The sequence below is a fragment of the Zavarzinella formosa DSM 19928 genome, assembly GCF_000255705.1.
In the GTDB taxonomy this organism is placed as follows: Bacteria; Planctomycetota; Planctomycetia; order Gemmatales; family Gemmataceae; genus Zavarzinella; species Zavarzinella formosa.
This window is the reverse complement of record NZ_JH636454.1, coordinates 1-16,678: the sequence shown is the minus strand read 5'-3', so window position 1 is coordinate 16,678 and position 16,678 is coordinate 1. Positions and strand designations below refer to the sequence as shown.

Genomic DNA, 16,678 nt, shown 5'->3' with positions numbered 1-16,678 from the left:
CATAAGAAGGCGGGCGAGCATCACGAGCAAGCCGCCAAGCATCATGAAGCGGGCCATCATGAAAAGGCCGCCCACCATGCCCACACCGCCAAGGGCCATCAGACCCAAGCGGAGAAGCATGGCAATGACGCCGCCACGCAGCATGCCGAAGACCACGGCTCGAAGTAGCGCTGTCGAGATTCCCTTGGCCGTCGAGGAGTGCATGCCTCGACGGCTTTTTCATTTCTGCTCCCAAAAGTCTTTCTTCTTCGCCCTTCGGTCTGCTGAACATGAGCATTTGCGTGCCATGCATGGCGATAACTGCACGATAGGCGAAGGTTCCTGAAAGGCTCGTTTGGCCGCAGGATAGCGAGATGGTTGGAACCGGGAAAACCAGTTTGACCGATGGCGACCGGCCGAGCTATTGATCCACTCGTCGTTGCAAGACGTAATGGCGAGGGGGCGCGGCAATGCTCGCCGTTGGCCAGGGAGAGGCTGCCCCCGCTTTCAATTTTCGACAACCACTGTCATCGGCTCGACCGGATTTGGCGCCCCCTTTCTTCGGTCATCGGGAAAGGGCACCGCAGTTTTTCACATGGCATTCTGGCCGCCCGACCATTACAGCTTTCAGCAGAAGGTCACAGGCTTTTTGACCATTTGCACGCATGACGAGCAAGAAATGATGATGTTCGACGCAGAAAATGGGTGCTACCGGTTTGCCTGATCAGAGATGGTGATTGTTCGTGGTTGGAAAAAGGCTGGTTTTACTGGTGATTTGCGAATTTATTGCGATTCAAACCACGTTGCGGAAGAAGTGGCACAGAACATGCTTTTATCCATGTTGCTGAGTTGAATACGCCAGACGGGAAAAGGGAGAGGTTTCGCGATTGGTGGTTCGACTCGGTCAGAAATTAAGCCATCCGGAGATCAGCCGAGGGAGAGACGGCCGGTAACCGGATGGCTTTTTCATTTTCCCACTCTCGCCAACAAAAAGTTTTCAATGCTTGTGTTCATGGATGACAGCCGTGTCTTCCGGCAGCGTGCCAGTATGAAGCCATGCCGCGCTCAAGCCATTGCGGCCGAGCGGCTTCATCAACGCCTTGCCTGCCGATTGTGGTCAATTATCGGCGACCTGTTCGACTCGCTTTTACGGTAATTCTTGCCCGGCCTTCACCCTCAGCCACGACTGCACCTTCGCCGGGACGGGGCTCTCCCCGGTTTTCCATCGACGGACAGTGCGAGGTTCGCGCACAAGATCGCGGGCCAGCTTCGAGAGCCAGCCCGCTTTCCCGTAAATCGTCTCGCAATGAGAGGCGAATTCTTCTGGCGTCATGCTGTTTGCGGCGATCCGGCTTGTTCACGCTTTTTCTGAGCCCGGATTTCCTGCATGCGTTTGCATTGCTCCGAAAGCTTTAGGCGAGTTTCCGGGCTGAGTTTCCGCTTCGTTTTGGCGGGCAGAGGGGCCGGTATCACGCTGTTCTTGAAAAACTCGATGGCTTCCTGGGCTTTCTTTGGCAGGTCGCCGTGCTGGGAGAGATAGCCTTCCAGAATTGCGGCGTGGTAAAGTGCGTTCATAAATCAATCCTTTGATCTCGCTGGACGGAATTGCCCATGCGTGAGATGACCGTAGCGCAGGGACATATGCCCGTCAACAGGTTTGTTCGATGTGATTTCCGGGCATGGCTTCGCCCTTTTCTGCCTTCCCGGTAATGGGGAAGTGAGCCGGGGACTGCCAGTCCTTAAAGCTCATGCGCGTGAGCGCAGCATACTCAGTCCTGCTTCGGCGTCTTTCATCGCCTCCCCGCCGCCCTGATCGGCGAGTTCTGCCTTTGGCCACCTTTTTGGGCGTGACCACGACGCTGGTTATTCTGGCTTCAGGAATATTCGCCAGCGCCGCCCGTTACCCCGTTTCCATGCCGTACAAGGCCGCTGGTTGCCGGGCAGGCAGAGCCAGCGAATCGCCGCTTTTGGGTTCGGGAAGGGGCAACCGTGGGTCTGCCATCAGATTGGGGGAAAATGCTTGCGCGAGGAATCAGGATGCGCTACGATCCGCCTCAACTCCGCAGAACGCTGACCGGCCACTGCGGATACCGCCCTCGGTGATTTGCGTCGCCGGGGGCAACTCTTTTTAGACCACGTTTTTTGGCTTCGATCAACGATGAATTTCATGCCTCGCCTTGAACCTTCGTCCCGCTCGAACGATCATATTCCCATTCGCATTTTCACGAGATTCTTCGAGGAGGCCGCATGGCTTCGCGTCCGTCCATCGCCGGGTCATTGTTTGAAGAAATCCTTAAGCACGAAGGATTCGCAAGCGTTCCAGAACGGCTTCGTGCGATGATCGATTCCGATCCTCCGACCTTTGAAACCGAACACCTTGATTTCAAAGGCGGTTGTCATCTTGATCCAAATGCTACTGGCCCCCTGCCCGATGAAAAAATTAAGTCGATCTGGAGCGAGGCACTTGCAGGATTTGCCACAACCGGCGGCGGGGTGTTCGTTTGGGGCTTGGATGCGCGCCCGGACAAAATCACGAAAATCGACAAAGTTGTCGGCTTGAACCTTGTTCCGAACGTCCACAAGCTCCATTCAACTTTGCAGAAGTTGATCCATGAGGCGACCGATCCCCCTGTACCTGGGGTGCTGATTGAATCATTCAGAGACTCGGCAGAATCCGAGGCCGGTTTCATCGTTTGTTACATTCCGGAGAGCGACTACAAACCGCATCGGACTGAAATCGGTGGAAAGAAATGGGTCATGAGAGTTGGGGAAAGCTTCAAAGACATCTCGCCCCCGGTTCTACGCAGCCTGTTCTTCCCCCAACGGCGCTCTTACCTTCGCGTCATCTGCACGCCTCCTGCTTCGAGCACTTACAATCCGGCCAATGAAGGTTCTAGGATGCAATTCGAGTTCCAAATTGCCAATGACGGCCCGGCAACTGCCGTGGAGCTTGTTGCTTACATCCGCGGCCCCAAAGACATGGTTGTGAGCGCGCCGGGGCATTGGCGCCCAAACGAGACTTCTTTTGGCTGGCAGATCAGTTGTCCGTTCTCCATCCATCCGGGCGTACAGCAACACTTTGGGTACGCGGTGGTGAAGTTCCCATTGGTTGAAAATAAGGGGCTGATGATCCACCCCCTCACGGATGTGGCGTTCGATTTTCGGCTGTATGCTAATGACCAGATGCCTCAAAAGAGCCGGTTGGCATTCACAGTCGATCAGCTTCAGAATCAACAGACAGCAATGGCACTTCCAACGCCGTTGGAACTAGAGCGATTCGGTTAAATCTGCCTTCCCCCGCAACCACTCCCGAACCCTCACCGGCACCTCGGCCTTCCCCGCCTTCCACCTGCGGATCGTCCTTGGCTCCCGCACGAGGTCACGGGCCAGCTTTGTCTGCCAGCCTGTTTTCCCGTAGATGGTTTCGCAGAGGTTGGTGAGTTCGTCGGGGGTCATGCGGCCAATGGCTGCTCACCGAACACCTTCTTCACCGCCTCTTCGTAAGACGCGGCAACGTCGAAAAGTGAGTTCGTCGGTTTTAACACCAGCGAGTCGTTCAGTGAGGCGACGGCATTATCCAGGGTGAATTCTTTCGATGTGTCGAGCATCAATGCTTCCCCGTACTGCCCGCCGACCTGCTGCTTCAGTTCTTCCCAGTTGGAAACATTCTTGAACGAACAGGCCAACAGCACCTTGAGGTACTCGCTGTCCTCGATGGTGTAGCCGCGTGACTGGTACTTTTTGATTCGCATGGCCGAACCCAAGGGAAACTCGGTCCCGTGGTTGAAGCGGAGTTCGCGTTTCGCCAGATCACGGATGAAATCTCCGTGCCGCGTGAACTCGCCACTCTCCAAGTCAATCGCCGCCATGCAACAGGTGAAATCGAACTTGTCGAAGATTTGCTGGGAGGTTTCGAACCACGCGAAGCTCATGAGCTGATACACGGTCTCGTTGTCCTCGATGAAGGTGATCGCGCGCGGCGTGACGGAAACACACCAGCAGTTGTCCTCGTACATCCAAGCAACGGCATCCAGGAAGCTTTCCTTGTTTTTGAAGTACAAATCGTAATCGCGGATTTTCCGGTTCGTGAACAGGCTGGTTATTGCTCCTCCAGCCAGAAAGCATCCTTTCAGCTTTCTCCCGACCCCTTTTTTCAGCGCTTCTACTTCCTTCGTGTAATCTTCCTGACTCATAAAAACTCCATCGTTCGCCAGGCTTGATTGCCCATGCGTGGAATGACCATGGCACGGATCAGGGCATATGTCCACCGATTTGTTGCTTCCGTCGCATTGCGGATAAAATGCAACCAGTGCCATTGATTCCATTTGCCGGGATTATTCCATGACTATTCAAGAGCGGCTTGCAGAAGCTCCTGTAACATTTTCCCAACTGCCGCGAGAATTCAGGGAGTGGCTACTTGTTGGAGATCGAATGACAAAGAAGGTTAGCGACTTGCTTGAGGCATCGAGGATCGAACTGCGATTTGGCTCTTCGCCCGAACTGAAAATGATCTGCGGCGAACTGAAGAAGCTTGATGACTGCAAATATGGGCGCTCGATTGATGAGCCGCGCAAAGAAAGCGAGGGTGACGATTTCACTTCTGATAAATGAGCCGACTCTTTCCGCGTTAGGTGCTGGAAGCGGGCGAAGCCGTCGCGGAGCGACCGAAGCGCTGGAGAGCCCGGCCCGAAGGGGCACGCCCAAACCTTCGATCATCCGCAAGGCAGCGAGATGGTTTGAACCGATCAAATTCAGGTTGCATCAGACATGTCGTTTGGTATCTTCCCCTCACGCCAACGCAAGACGCGAAGGCAAGGGCGGGGGCGGCGAGAGCCGATGCCATGACGGCAGTCCCTCGTTCAACTTTGACGGATCACTGGCACGTCCGCTTCCAGTTTTACCCTCGCCACAAATTCCCGCAACTTGGCCATTCCTCGCTCCGCAACGCCCCGAAGGTCGTCAACGTATCGAGTTGCCCTTGGCTCTGAAGTGACCAGCGGTGCGATGATCTCGGCATACCCTTGAACTGACTGAAGGATATGGACGACATCCATTGCCAATGTGAGCGAATCCCGGCCCGCGTCGGCCAGTTTTCTCGTCTCGTTCAATTGCTCCAGAATCAAGTCACGCTCGGACTCGGCCCGAATACGGAGTTCAGTTTGCTTGAATTCATGTTTTGCTTCGGCAGGCGTCATGGCTGGTCCGGAGAGAGTTCGTTTGATCGAGTATAGCCTCCCGACGACAGGCGATCCATTTCCACTTGCCTCTCCAGAACCGATGAGCCATCATGCCCCGGTTGCGGTGGCGTGAATAACGCCCTTCTGGATGTAGGAGTGGAGCGACAGCGCGAAAGCGGTCTGCGGAATCTTGCCAGATTCAAAGGTGTCAGGTGAGTGCGCGCTCAGCCTGAAGGATGCTGGAAAATCCTCCAGCCCGCAACCAATCATGGCGTCCTGGCCCGTCGGAGGCAAAACGACGGGAGGCAGCAAAAGAACAGCGGGTGAAAGTCCTGCGGGCGTCGCCATCAAAATCCTTGCGTCAATCCCCGATCCATGCCATCTCTTGAAGCCGGTTGCGGTGATGCTTCGGCATTCCCCATGCACAGACGGATGTCCGCCATTCGATCGGTGACAATGGAACGGAATCAGGCGGATGAAAACCGGCCCGCAACCTCCGCTTTGCCGCAAGGTATCGGGCTTGAAGACCTCGTAAGAGGCCGTCCGGGTTGATCGCCGGACGCAGTCGTAACCAAGGAGGGACCATGTGCTCCTGCACCGCAAGCTGCCAATGCCAATGCCCGAAACCAATCCCGTTTGAGCGACTGGTTACCGGTGGAGAGCCTACCCCGGTTGTCCCATGCTTCTGCACTGGTGAATGCAAACAGCCCGGAGGCATCTGCCCGGCCACGCGATTTGACCAGTGGCAAAGGGATCTGAAGCATTGGCCGAAACTTCCGCCCATGACATCTCCCGCTGCGATGGGATGGCTTTGTCCCAAGTGCGGGGGCTCCAATGCCCCATTTATTCATCAATGCCCCTGCTGCAAGCCGGTTGAACTGACCTGCTGATTAGAACGGGATTGTCTCGTCCTTGGCATGCTGCTGGCTTCGACCCGGAATCTCGCCCCGGACGGTCTCTTCCATCTTCACAACCTGATCGACCAGTTTGACCGCATCGTCACGCAATCGAGCGTTGTGGACCTTGCCTTCGTTGGTCATGCTCGACTTCAGCCAATGGCTCCAAGCCTTCGACTCAGCGTCCCAGTGGTAGCCACCATCCTTCAGGACATGCTTGATGGCATCGAACGCTTTGGGCTGGTCGTCCTTGCTGCCGGAACCGAACGAAATCAACATGGCTGATGGCTTCTGATTCTCCTTCGTCCATGATCCCTCGCTGAGCGACACCTTGTAACCATCGGGCCAGTGGTGCGAAAGACTGCCCCAAGGGTTTGCACGGTCCACCCATGCCTTCTTTTCCTCAGCCACGGCAGGTTCGTTCACAACGGAGTGCGGGGCTTCTTGATGGGATTCGTGATGCGGTTCGTGGTGAGCATGTTCGTGGTGTTCAACCGGCTCGGCCAAGGGGACATCGGACGGAAGGGTGAAAGAATCCGCGACTTGCTCGACGATTTGATGGGGTTCGGCTTGGGTGGGTTGGTCTTTTTTGCGTTTTGCCATGCGGCCTCCTTGCTATGGGTTTTTATGCCTGACCGCTGAACTCCGTGAAACACATGACCAGACGGACAAGGCTTAGCGCAAAGGGGAGGCAAGTCAATCAAAGAATCAGATAAAGGCACGCAAGGATAAGGCTCGCGTCGATCCAAAACAGAAGCTCACACGAAAAATCTCATCAAGTTCGGCACGGAATGTCGGGAAACATAGGTTTTGCAAAGGGGTTGTCATCATTCTTGATTCTTGATTGCGCGACCCCGGCTGACTGGTTTCCAGTCATGATTGTTAGTGTTAAAATTCGGCAAAATATCGGCGTCAGCCTTGATTTTCAAGCATTTGCCTTTGTTGTTTTTCGTCTGAAATCAATAGGGCTGCGGAAAAAAAATAATCCCAAGACTGCATTGCGATTGTCGTGCGGCAAAATGCCAAGTCCGGCCGCCGGTCATTAACAATTTGAGGCCGGGCATGCTTCAAGATTAATTGGATGTTTGTCACCAGCCGCGCCGACATGCGGCATGGCCGGCCATTAAATCCTGGTTCATTGCTTCAACATGCAAGGAGTATCAACATGACCTCGGATTCCCGTCCGCTGGATAATCCCGCGCCCGGCGGCTCGAAAAATGTCCCCGTGGCGCCTAAAAAATCTCTCCTGGCCACGGCCCGCGCCTGTTGTGATTTGGATCGCCTTGGGAAAGGCAGAATGGCGTCTGTCCGGCATATCACTGAGTCCGCCGAACTTTTGAAGCGGCGGAACGAGTTAAGACTCCCGCCGATGGTGAGTCGCACCACAGTGCATAATCATTTGGTTCGGCTCGCACGTCGCTGCGGCTTTCCAAGCATTATTTTTGTGGACCCGGCCAGCAAGAATCAGGGTTTTGCCAGGGGACAATTGACAGGCTGCGGAACTTCATCCCCGTCTTGGAGAAGGAAATTCAGGATGCGACAGATGGCCATGGCGGTCATCAGTAATGTGGACACGTTTGACAGGCGGATACGGCGAAATGGATTCCCTTATTCTGGTTTCACGTTAGAGTGAACAATGTCAATCCTGCTCAATGAACCTGCCGACAGTTCAAGTTTCACCTGCTATTTAATTTACTTCGCCGGAATGTTTCCGGCCTCACCCGGCACGCTGCGTAAGCGTCCGCGATGACGACACGCACTGCCATGCGAAAGAAGGCGCTTTATGCTCAACCTGCCCGCCAGCAGACCGCCGGACTACAAGGTGGCCGTTCTCATGGTCCTCATCGCCTCGGTGAAGCCGTCCCTTATCGAGAGGGCGCTCGATCTCCCAAACGTCACCTCCATTGCAAAAAGCCTGTTACGTGACAAACAGCAGGTGCCGGTTGTCGTGGTGAAAATCGGCGACGCCCAGTACCGCCTCGTGGACGGCGCCCATCGCATCGCCGCCGCAATCCAGCTTGGATGGGACAAGATCGAAGTGAAGGTGATCGGCGAGAACTTGTCTCCCTTTGAGGAGATGACGCTCACACTTTCGCTCAACCGCAACCGGAAGGGGACATCGCCAATCGACCAGGCGATCATGTTGAACCAGCTCAGGGAAACCACCGGCTGCACCGTCGCGCAGATTGCCGAACAGGTGGGGATGTCGGTTGCCGCCGTCCAACGCAGCCTCGACATCCATAACCGCATCCCGGCTGAAGTCCGGGCTTTGATTCCGTCGAAGCTGGCCGCCTCCAAAGCGTCGCTCATCGCGCAGATCAAGGATGTGCCGACCCAGATCAAACTGGCTCAATTGGCCGTGGAACAAAGCCTGTCCCGCGAAGCGCTGATGGCGGAGATTCAGGACATCAAGAGAAAGAAACGTGGCGAGAAGAAGGCCAGGCCGATCACGGTGAAGACGAAAGCCGGCTCCTTTTACACTTTCACGACGACCAGCGTTGACGTGATGGTGGCGGAACTCAACTCCGTCATTGGGGCGTGCAAGAAGATCGCCCTTGACGGGCTGCCGTGGACCGTCACCCAGGCGGTTTTGACGAAGATCGAAGGCGAACCCGCCCCCAAGAAGTAACGCGCGTTTTTATCCATCTCCCCTTAAACGGCCGTTCAAGACGACGGCCCGGGAGGAAATATGTGTCATGTGGAAACCGTTTCGCGGCCGGCCAAGGCCGCCGCCGCCGTTATACGACCCGGACACGCCCATCCTTGACTTGGGCGACCGCGAGCACATTACGCTGGGTCAGATGTACCAGTCGTTCTTTGTCTGCGGCGGGACCGGGAGCGGGAAGACCAGCTCGCTCGGGTTCCACATCCTTTTGAACTTGCTGAGGGCCGGGGCATGCGTGCTAACCATGGTGGCCAAACCGGACGAGGCCGAACGGATACGGAAGATTTGCGAACTTGCCGGACGCGGGAAGGACTTCCGAAGAATCGGGCCGGGGGAGCCATGGAAGATCGACCTGCTGAATTACGAGCTTTCCCAGCCGAACGCCTCGGTGGAATCCGTGGCGGCGCTTCTGGATGTTCTGGTGGAACTGGCAAGCCGAAGCCAGGGAAAGGGCGACGAGCCGTTCTGGGCGCTACTGTCGAAACGCCTGCTGAAAATGTCAATTTCCGCCGTGTGGCTCGGCACGGGGAAGTGTTCCGTCACGGATGTCTTTTCGTTCATCACGACGCTGGCGCAAACCCCGGAACAGCTTCACTCGCGGGAATGGGTCAAGGGTTCGTTTGCCGGCCAGTGCCTTCTCACGGGCGCGATGCGGGAAATGCCTCCGGGAAAGCGTCGGGACTTCGAGCAGGCAGTCACATTCACGGAGGAATGGTCGGAGTTGAACTCCAAAACGCGCAGCATCGGCATCACGATGGCCGTGAACGTCCTGTCGCAGTTCATGTCGGGGGCCATCGCGGACGTGTGCTCGTCGGGCGAGACCAACCTCACACCGGAGATGGTGTTCGACGAAGGATTGGTGGTGGCGCCGGACATTTCCGTGTTGACGCATCATCAGGCCGGCCAGTTCTTGCAGGTGGCGCTGAAAACGGTCTATCAGCGGGCCGTGCTACGCAGGGACGTGAGGAAAAGCCCCAGGCCTTTCGTGCTGTGGATGGACGAGGTGAACTTCTTCCTCGACCCGAAGCAGGACGCGATTTTCCAAAGCGTGGGGCGCTCGGCTCGCTCCATCACGGTTGCAATGGGCCAGAACCTTCCGTTGCTGCAACAGTCGTTCGGCCCGGACGGGGAGCGGGATGCCGCCGCCTGGATCGGGAACTTCGGGACAGTGGCTATTTGCTCGAACAACTGCCATCAAACCAACCAGTTTTTCAGCGACCGCATCGGCCAGCATCGGGAGCTGTTTCTCGGGGGAAGCACGCAACGATCCGATCATCTACCATTGTCGTTCTTTGGCGGGCTGGACTCAACGGTTACGGGGAGTTTTTCCGAGCAGTGGTCGCCAAGAATTCCACCAAGCTTTTTTGCGACGCAGTTGCGGACTGGTGGGAATTGGAACGGGAAGCTGGTGGATTTCATCTGCATGCAGAATGCGAGGAAGTTCGGAAAGCTTCCTTACAAGTTTTGCACCTTAACCCAAGGAGAATTTTGAACGCAGCATCGGACGGAACCAACAAATCACCCTCCCCGATCTTGTGGTTGTACGTGTTTTTCCGAGCCCACAACGTGCCGCTGGAGGTGTTCCTCCGCAAGCCGGGGAGCGTCGGGCGGGCTTATTTCGGCTATGCGGGCCTGATGAGCATCTTCTGGATGGCGGTGTTCACCATATACACCTCGCACACAAACAGTGAGGCGAGGGCAATGGAGATTTTCTTCTTCGCCTTCCTGGCAAGCGCCTTCTACCACGCAGTGACGGGGGCTCTGACAAGACCGCGACATCTTCACTCCAGTTACATGGGAAACAGCGTGATCGGCGTTGTCTGGCCGTGGCTGCTCCAAAAACGAGGTGAGCTGTGGATCAAGAAATACGCAGAACCCGCGATGTTGTTAATTCTCGGCCTCGTCATGGTCCACATCTCGACCCCAATCGGAAGCTATTTGCTCTTCGGAGTGTTCACCCTCCGGGGAGCCATTCTTCTGATCGAGCGGCGGGACCGACTGCGAACCGAGGCGATGAACGATGCGGTGATCGAACAGCGTTATTTGCACGAAATGTACAAGCCTTATATGGAGGATCGGTGATGGCGGGAAAGTTGATGAGGACACTCAAATGGATTGGCGCCGAACTTACCGCGACGGATGTTCGAGGGTGGGTGAATAACGGACTTCAAGAACTGCAATCCGTGTTTTACCCCGGAACCCAAGGGGTACAACCGGGCACAAACGCCACCCTCGGAACAGTGACGCCGGGAGAGGTGACCACCGAGCGGCTGAAGGAATCGCAACAGCCGGAAATGGACATGGAGTAAGTGATGGCCGCATTCCTGACCGCCGCTGTGTTCGCAATCGTCACGCTGGCGGGGGACGCGGCGATTCAGACGGTGAGATGTTGGATCGCCGGTGTCGTCCGCCGAGCGTTGCTTCGGTATCGCCCCTGATCTTACACAACAGCTTTTTCATTGGAGTCAACCATGGGATTGTTTTCCCCAAAGCCCGGACGGATCACGGGCAACATGTGCCGCCAATTGGGCTGGACCATCGACGAACAGGAGGGGATTGTGTCCGCCCTTAATTTCGGAACGCCGCAGAACATGAGGCAAGTGATCGTTCTGGATAGCAACGACGTTTTGGTGACGTTCTTTTGCAAAATCAACACAGTCTTCAGTTCACGATCTCTGGCGGGAGAACTGCTCTTCGCCACCCTGCGACGAAGCGCGCAAACCAAGTTCGGTAAGTGGGTGCTCATGGAGCGCCGCGAGGGCGGGTACTGGCTGCAAATCGGGTATGCCGCCCTCGCTGCCGGTCTCACCCCTCCTTTGTTTCGGATGATCTGTGAAGAACTCTCCGTCGAAACCGCCCGCATGGAGCAGTTCGCCGAGGAAGAGGGGTTTGTCCGATGACCACTCTTCCGCAAAACCGACTGATGCACGACTCGGCTTACAGCGGCATGGTGGCCGCGTGCGAGGTGCTTCGAGGCGTTGACGACCCCGAAGTCTTCGCCAGACGTCTTTACGAAGTATTTATGGCAACGCTCGAAATCTATCAGCACTATTTGGCGCACGAAAAGTTGCGGACCTACCAAACGGTGGGCGCCCCCGAACGGAACTGATTTGCTGGCCCGGCTTCGGGCCTTTTCCCGACACCTTGGAGAACCTGACATGAAGAAACTGATCCCCATTCTGAGTGCGATTTACATCATCTCCCCCATTGACCTTATCCCCGACGTGATCCCCGTTTTGGGTTGGATCGACGATGTGGTCGCCTTGGTCATTGGCGTCTCGGCCATGCTCAAGAAGACGGAGAAGTAATGAACGGCGAATCCGTCTGCCGTGCCATTCTGATTGGAATGGCCGCGTTCGCCGCCCTGCTGGCATTGGCGAACAAGAGGGGCCGAAAGGATAAATGATGAGCTACTTGCCTTGCGAGAAGAGAAAAGTGCTGGCCGAGGTGTTCAAGGCGTTCTTCTCCGGCAGAGAAAAACCGGAGAAGAACGTCGCCTCGCCGAGTGACCCGCCCATGCAACCAGTGAAGCGATAAGGAGAGGATTCCGCACGGATGCGGATTTTTGAGGAGCATCCATGACTGACATTGAGATGAAGGGATGGATGGACCGCGTGGAGCAGATGCTAGCCATTCTTGTGCAGCGGCAGACGGTGAAAGATTTCTACGGCACGGACGAATTTGCCGAGATGGTGGGCAAGGCCGAGTTTACCGTGCGGTCCTGGTGTCGGCTCGGACGCATCAACGCCGAAAAAAAAGGATCAGGGCGGGGGGCACACCAATCGTGGGTGGTGTCCAACGCTGAATTGGAACGGTTCCGACGAGAAGGCTTGCTGCCATTGAAAAGAGCCTGACCGACTGTTGGTGACTGAGATTGAACTTTCTGTCTTTGCGAGCAAAAGTGTCAGTTGGCAAATCTAATTCTTTGTCCAACCGCATCACTAAAGCGAGCCAAAGTGAACGGCAAAGCCCAGACACGAGACGACCTTGTCAAACTCCTCCGGCAAAATCAACTCAGAATTGCGGGTTGGATAGCAGCCCGCCTCCAACCCATGGCCGACGACGATTACGAAAAATCACCAGATTACATTGCGGCCTTGCAGGCCTACCGACAATTTGAGTCTCAAGAGGGGGTGAATTACGAGCCGGTCATTGAATATGCCCGCGAGTTGTTTGACCGCTCAGAGAAAACTGACAGGCTTCTGGATGAAAAAGCCGACTCTATCATCAAATACCTTGGCGGCGGGTCTGCGCTCGTCACATTCGGCGCGCTGATGTCCATTAAAGCCGACAGCCCCAACGCATGTCTGATGGGCGTCGTCGCGCTCGTCTTCCTGATACCGTCGCTGGTATGCGCCGTTGCTGCCGTGAGGTATGCGATCATGGTCAGGATGCCGCGGGCCTCTGCCATGCCTCCGAACGTGGACTTCGCCGTGAAGATGGCCGAGTTTTACAAAGACAAGGACGCCATCCAACTCAATCTGTTCCTGATCCTTTCGCCGATTTGTGAGGCGGCAGTTCATCGCAACATTCAAAAATCAAAAGGCGTGTCGGCTGCCCACCGCGCTTACGCCTGGGCAATGGGGTTGCTAATTCTGCCTGTCCTAGCAATGGCAATCTGCCTACTCGTCTTGTGGGCAACCACAGTGCCTCTTGGAACCGGGCGTTAATCCCGGATGCCGCGAGGCAGCTCCTGGCTTTCTTTAATGGGCCGAAGTTGCGCTGTTAACTTGGGGTTTACCGGCTTTGCCGCCGTCTCAAGCTTTTGAGGCGACGGCGGGCCGTTGGGCTTCGGCGCCGGAGGCAGCCCTTGCGGCCGACTGACTGGCTTGATGGGTTCGCTCATTTCTCTCGCCTTCATTTGGGCTTTCCGCTTTCGGAGAAGTATTGAACACGCAACTGAACGCTGACTTTCGGGCTCACTTTGGGAGCAGGTGCTGGTTTCTGGGCGGGAATCGGGGCTGTCTGATTGGCCGCTGGAGGAGTCGCCGATTTGGGGGCTTCCTGTGCTGGCCGATTCTCGTCTGCCATGTCGCCTCATCAGGTCAGGATGTCGGGGAGTTTGCCCGTCGAATTGATCTTCCGTAGCGCCGCGATCTTCTTGGGATCGAACAACTTTGGCGTGTCTTTGGGAGGCGGCGGGGGTGAAGGGGCTTGGGCGGGTTTTGGAGCGGGTTTGGCGTGTTCGCTCATTAAGATTCTCTTCTTTTGGATGGGTGATCGACAATCGATTCTCGCAAAGATTGCCGTTTGCCGTAACTTCTTCCTTGAAAGAATTCTACCACATATTGACGATCAACCCATGTGCAAGTGAACAGATTTCAAATTTTTTCGGTGTGCCGACGGACGAAAATCTTCCACCCATTCGACAATTATTCATCAGCTTCCTGCCATCGGCAAAGGACCGCATTACCCGAAAACCGTCTTGAGCGCCTCGGCCTTGCTGCTCGGGGCCAGGTGGCGGTAACGCTTCACCTGCTCCGGCGACTGGTGGCCGACGAACTCGTCGATCATCCGCTGGTCGACGCCCTTCATGGCGAGGTTCGAGCAAAAGCTGTGACGAAATATGTGCAGCCCCCGCAACACTTCCCACTTCGTCCCCCGCAGTGCCCGCTTCATGTGGTCGTAGCTTTCCTTCGGCGACAACGGGGCGGCGGCGACTGCCCCTCTCTTGCAGACCGTCGACATTCTTCCCTTCAAACTCGATTTTCGTTTTCCCTCGCTCTGATGGCCGGTCGTCTTGCTCCGTTTCTTGCTTCTGGCCACCTCTCCCGCATGGCAGAACAGCCAAGGCCCGCCGGGGTGGATCGCCAGCCATTCCCGAAGCACGGCCTCCAGTGTCGGAGTCAGGGGGACGCGGCGATGTGTCCTCTTGGCCTTCGAGCGTTTCTTCTCGTGGATCACCACCGACTTCCCGGCAAAGTCCACGTCCTCGACCTTCACGCGGATGATCTCGCTGCGACGCGCTCCGGTGTGGGCGGCGAAGACGGCCAACGGATGGACAAACGCATGAGTCGCATTGGCCTTGATCGTTGCAAGCACGTCCTCGGTTTCGGGCAGGAGCAGATACAGGCATTCGTACATCTCGGCGGCTTTTTCGCCAGCTTTGATCCGCCGGCCGATCTCCTCCAGAGTCATGAACGGCGGCTTCTCGTTCGTCTTCGGGAAGCGGATATCCGCGTTCGGGAACCGGCCTTGGGTCAGTTTCGATCCCTCCCCCCAGTTCCACGCCGCCCGGAGCGTGGCCAGTTCCTTGCGGATCGTCGCCGTGCCGACTTTCTTCGCCCGGCCGTTGACATAGCCTTGGAGTTTGTCGCGGTCGATCTCCCCGACCGGCAAGCCATCGGCAAGGGCCGTGGTCAGGTGGGCGAAGTGGATGTTGATAGTGTAGAGCGTGTTGGCCTCGACTGCCCCGTTGCCGATGGCGGCGAGGTAGCGGTCCCGCAAATGGCCAAGGGTGACGACCTGTCGTCTCGCCTCGGGAAGGGTGGGGATGGCTTCGGAGGGTTTTCCGTCTTGCTGGACGTAAGTGACGATGTCGCACCCGTGGGGCAGGGTGGTCAGTCGTTGCTTCAATCGCATGAGCAAGTATTCGACCTGGCGGGCCTTGGCTTCGGCTTCCTCGGGGGAAACGACGCCAACGGTGAAGGTATGCCGCTTCCCAAGATGAAGAAACTGGCAGTAGAAGGAATCGCCTTTTTTCTGTAATGAGGCCACGGTTGGCTCCTGAAAAGAGCAACGCGAACGCATCGTCAATCCATCATATGCAGAAGAATTGCAGAAATGTTTTTGGAAGACAAAAAAAGACAGGGGTCGCGGTTTGCCGCAAACCCCTGTCTTTTAAGGACATGCCGAGGACAGGAGTTGAACCTGCACACCCTTGCGAGTACTAGCTCCTGAGGCTAGTGTGTCTGCCAGACGGTGATATTTCGCTGATAGGTCAGTGACGTTGATTTATCCGTAAAAAATAGGCTTAATCGACATTCGATGGCCTTTTGAGATTGTACTCGCATGTCAGTGATATTGGCAATGACTTTGCCAAAACTTTGCCAAATGACCACGATCAGGGAAGCACGTTCAGACGGGCAAACTCTCCCGCCAGTGGAAGCACGGCTTCGTTGTAGGCTTGTGCCGCCTCAACCTCACTTTGAAAGTAACCGACGAAGTGGGTCTTGCCCTGCCAGTTGAACATGACACGCCATTTGCCATGCCTGGAATACCATGCAACTCCCTTGTACTTTGAACTTCCCCGCCTTGGTCCGCTGTTCTGCTGGTTCTCCGCATTGGTGCAGATGCGCAGGTTCTGACGCCTATTGTCAAGGGTGTCGCCCGATATGTGATCGACCATTTCCCCCGGATTCGCCCCGAGGATCAGGCGGTGCATGCGAATCGTGTGATGCTTTTGCTTGTCCCGGTCCCATACGGTCGTCACGGCATGAACCTTACCGCAACTTCCTCTGCTGGCATGCCACTTGTGGGCGAGGATCATATCCGCATCCTCGTCATCAACTACCGCCTTGTAGCCTTGTGTCAAAACGATCTCCACCGCGCGAGCCTAGCGCGGATCTGAACCTTATGGCAAGAGGTTTGTTACCATCCCCTCCATCCCTAAAATCAATCCCTCACCCAATGCAGGAGACCGACGCGGACATGGACGTTAAGCCGGACAAGACCTGCCCGAAATGCGCCAGCACGGACTACCGATTCCGGGGTCGCAAGCCGGTCGATGCGAACGAGAAGAAAGCGTTGCCCGCCGGAACGGAAACCAAATACCAATGCGCGGCCTGCGGCCATCAATGGAAGGTGCGTGTGGCGGCGTGACCGGGCAGGCAACCACTGGCTCATTTGTCCAGCACCTCACGAACTTTTCTGGCCAGCGACAGCGGCGTGTACGGTTTGCGCAGGAAGGCAACATCGGCATGAAGGATGCCATGGCGGACCACGGCATCGTCGGTGTAACC

Annotated in this window: 24 protein-coding genes; 14 read left to right on the top strand and 10 right to left on the bottom strand. The window is 56.2% G+C overall.

Annotated features, from left to right (window positions below):
* Nucleotides 1-1,126: 1,126 nt before the first annotated feature.
* Both BGIM_RS0145255 and BGIM_RS0145250 read right to left on the bottom strand, forming a co-directional pair.
* Nucleotides 1,127-1,312 (bottom strand): hypothetical protein, encoded by a 186-nt coding sequence (locus tag BGIM_RS0145255; protein WP_020476178.1) that lies wholly within the window; start codon nucleotides 1,310-1,312, stop codon nucleotides 1,127-1,129.
* Nucleotides 1,309-1,554 carry a hypothetical protein gene (locus BGIM_RS0145250; RefSeq protein WP_020476177.1) on the bottom strand — a complete coding sequence of 82 codons (246 nt, stop codon included), beginning with the start codon at nucleotides 1,552-1,554 and terminating at the stop codon, nucleotides 1,309-1,311. Before BGIM_RS0145250 ends, BGIM_RS0145255 begins: the two co-directional genes overlap by 4 nt.
* A 672-nt stretch (nucleotides 1,555-2,226) precedes the next feature.
* Between BGIM_RS0145250 and BGIM_RS0145245 the strand changes: the two genes are divergently transcribed.
* Nucleotides 2,227-3,264 carry an AlbA family DNA-binding domain-containing protein gene (locus tag BGIM_RS0145245; protein ID WP_020476176.1) on the top strand — a complete coding sequence of 346 codons (1,038 nt, stop codon included), beginning with the start codon at nucleotides 2,227-2,229 and terminating at the stop codon, nucleotides 3,262-3,264.
* On the opposite strand, the gene BGIM_RS0145240 is transcribed toward BGIM_RS0145245, so the two are convergent.
* Nucleotides 3,247-3,435, bottom strand: coding sequence for a hypothetical protein (locus tag BGIM_RS0145240; RefSeq protein WP_020476175.1), 189 nt, complete (start codon nucleotides 3,433-3,435; stop codon nucleotides 3,247-3,249). The two genes, BGIM_RS0145245 and BGIM_RS0145240, sit on opposite strands and share 18 nt — an antisense overlap.
* Nucleotides 3,432-4,172, bottom strand: coding sequence for a hypothetical protein (locus BGIM_RS0145235; RefSeq protein ID WP_029632066.1), 741 nt, complete (start codon nucleotides 4,170-4,172; stop codon nucleotides 3,432-3,434). The genes BGIM_RS0145240 and BGIM_RS0145235 overlap by 4 nt, the downstream gene beginning before the upstream one ends.
* 148 nt (nucleotides 4,173-4,320) lie before the next feature.
* On the opposite strand from BGIM_RS0145235, the gene BGIM_RS0145230 reads away from it, so the two are divergent.
* The gene (locus tag BGIM_RS0145230; RefSeq protein WP_157369945.1) at nucleotides 4,321-4,590 is read left to right on the top strand and encodes a hypothetical protein; all 270 of its coding nucleotides are present in this window, start codon (nucleotides 4,321-4,323) and stop codon (nucleotides 4,588-4,590) included.
* Nucleotides 4,591-4,838: 248 nt separating this feature from the next.
* Here BGIM_RS0145230 and BGIM_RS0145225 read toward each other — a convergent pair whose 3' ends face one another.
* The 3 genes from BGIM_RS0145225 to BGIM_RS0145215 form a co-directional block, all read right to left on the bottom strand.
* On the bottom strand, nucleotides 4,839-5,174 hold the full coding sequence (locus tag BGIM_RS0145225) for a hypothetical protein (protein ID WP_020476172.1): 336 nt from the start codon (nucleotides 5,172-5,174) through the stop codon (nucleotides 4,839-4,841).
* Between the two features lie 90 nt (nucleotides 5,175-5,264).
* Nucleotides 5,265-5,504 carry a hypothetical protein gene (locus tag BGIM_RS0145220; RefSeq protein ID WP_020476171.1) on the bottom strand — a complete coding sequence of 80 codons (240 nt, stop codon included), beginning with the start codon at nucleotides 5,502-5,504 and terminating at the stop codon, nucleotides 5,265-5,267.
* A gap of 542 nt (nucleotides 5,505-6,046) precedes the next feature.
* Complete coding sequence (locus BGIM_RS0145215) at nucleotides 6,047-6,655, bottom strand: hypothetical protein (RefSeq protein WP_020476170.1); 609 nt, start codon at nucleotides 6,653-6,655, stop codon at nucleotides 6,047-6,049.
* 1,180 nt (nucleotides 6,656-7,835) lie between these two features.
* Here BGIM_RS0145215 and BGIM_RS0145205 point away from each other — a divergent pair.
* The 11 genes from BGIM_RS0145205 (at nucleotide 7,836) to BGIM_RS0145150 (ending at nucleotide 13,387) form a co-directional block, all read left to right on the top strand.
* On the top strand, nucleotides 7,836-8,681 hold the full coding sequence (locus BGIM_RS0145205) for a ParB/RepB/Spo0J family partition protein (protein WP_020476168.1): 846 nt from the start codon (nucleotides 7,836-7,838) through the stop codon (nucleotides 8,679-8,681).
* A gap of 67 nt (nucleotides 8,682-8,748) precedes the next feature.
* On the top strand, nucleotides 8,749-10,209 hold the full coding sequence (locus BGIM_RS0145200; protein ID WP_020476167.1) for a type IV secretory system conjugative DNA transfer family protein: 1,461 nt from the start codon (nucleotides 8,749-8,751) through the stop codon (nucleotides 10,207-10,209).
* Complete coding sequence (locus BGIM_RS0145195; protein WP_020476166.1) at nucleotides 10,206-10,799, top strand: hypothetical protein; 594 nt, start codon at nucleotides 10,206-10,208, stop codon at nucleotides 10,797-10,799. Before BGIM_RS0145200 ends, BGIM_RS0145195 begins: the two co-directional genes overlap by 4 nt.
* Nucleotides 10,799-11,026, top strand: a complete 228-nt coding sequence (locus BGIM_RS0145190) for a hypothetical protein (protein ID WP_020476165.1) — start codon at nucleotides 10,799-10,801, stop codon at nucleotides 11,024-11,026. The genes BGIM_RS0145195 and BGIM_RS0145190 overlap by 1 nt, the downstream gene beginning before the upstream one ends.
* A gap of 3 nt (nucleotides 11,027-11,029) precedes the next feature.
* A complete protein-coding gene (locus BGIM_RS68000; RefSeq protein WP_020476164.1) occupies nucleotides 11,030-11,155 on the top strand; it encodes a hypothetical protein in 126 nt (41 codons plus the stop codon).
* A gap of 33 nt (nucleotides 11,156-11,188) precedes the next feature.
* Nucleotides 11,189-11,617 (top strand): hypothetical protein, encoded by a 429-nt coding sequence (locus BGIM_RS0145180; protein ID WP_020476163.1) that lies wholly within the window; start codon nucleotides 11,189-11,191, stop codon nucleotides 11,615-11,617.
* Nucleotides 11,614-11,826, top strand: a complete 213-nt coding sequence (locus BGIM_RS0145175) for a hypothetical protein (protein ID WP_020476162.1) — start codon at nucleotides 11,614-11,616, stop codon at nucleotides 11,824-11,826. Before BGIM_RS0145180 ends, BGIM_RS0145175 begins: the two co-directional genes overlap by 4 nt.
* A gap of 49 nt (nucleotides 11,827-11,875) precedes the next feature.
* Complete coding sequence (locus BGIM_RS60895; RefSeq protein WP_020476161.1) at nucleotides 11,876-12,025, top strand: YkvA family protein; 150 nt, start codon at nucleotides 11,876-11,878, stop codon at nucleotides 12,023-12,025.
* Nucleotides 12,026-12,119: 94 nt separating this feature from the next.
* Nucleotides 12,120-12,254, top strand: coding sequence for a hypothetical protein (locus BGIM_RS67995; RefSeq protein ID WP_020476159.1), 135 nt, complete (start codon nucleotides 12,120-12,122; stop codon nucleotides 12,252-12,254).
* Between the two features lie 41 nt (nucleotides 12,255-12,295).
* Nucleotides 12,296-12,571, top strand: coding sequence for a MerR family transcriptional regulator (locus BGIM_RS0145155; RefSeq protein ID WP_020476158.1), 276 nt, complete (start codon nucleotides 12,296-12,298; stop codon nucleotides 12,569-12,571).
* Nucleotides 12,572-12,769: 198 nt separating this feature from the next.
* Nucleotides 12,770-13,387: a hypothetical protein gene (locus BGIM_RS0145150; RefSeq protein WP_157369944.1), complete on the top strand. Its 618-nt coding sequence runs from the start codon at nucleotides 12,770-12,772 to the stop codon at nucleotides 13,385-13,387.
* 370 nt (nucleotides 13,388-13,757) lie between these two features.
* Here BGIM_RS0145150 and BGIM_RS64345 read toward each other — a convergent pair whose 3' ends face one another.
* From BGIM_RS64345 to BGIM_RS59520, 3 genes are all read right to left on the bottom strand, one after another.
* The gene (locus BGIM_RS64345) at nucleotides 13,758-13,910 is read right to left on the bottom strand and encodes a hypothetical protein (protein WP_020476155.1); all 153 of its coding nucleotides are present in this window, start codon (nucleotides 13,908-13,910) and stop codon (nucleotides 13,758-13,760) included.
* Between the two features lie 216 nt (nucleotides 13,911-14,126).
* Entirely contained in the window at nucleotides 14,127-15,434 is a 1,308-nt protein-coding gene (locus tag BGIM_RS0145135; protein ID WP_020476154.1) for a tyrosine-type recombinase/integrase, read from the bottom strand.
* A 346-nt stretch (nucleotides 15,435-15,780) separates the two neighbouring features.
* Nucleotides 15,781-16,251 (bottom strand): HNH endonuclease, encoded by a 471-nt coding sequence (locus BGIM_RS59520; protein ID WP_020476153.1) that lies wholly within the window; start codon nucleotides 16,249-16,251, stop codon nucleotides 15,781-15,783.
* A 116-nt stretch (nucleotides 16,252-16,367) separates the two neighbouring features.
* On the opposite strand from BGIM_RS59520, the gene BGIM_RS65690 reads away from it, so the two are divergent.
* On the top strand, nucleotides 16,368-16,538 hold the full coding sequence (locus tag BGIM_RS65690) for a hypothetical protein (RefSeq protein ID WP_169331902.1): 171 nt from the start codon (nucleotides 16,368-16,370) through the stop codon (nucleotides 16,536-16,538).
* Nucleotides 16,539-16,678 lie beyond the last annotated feature (140 nt).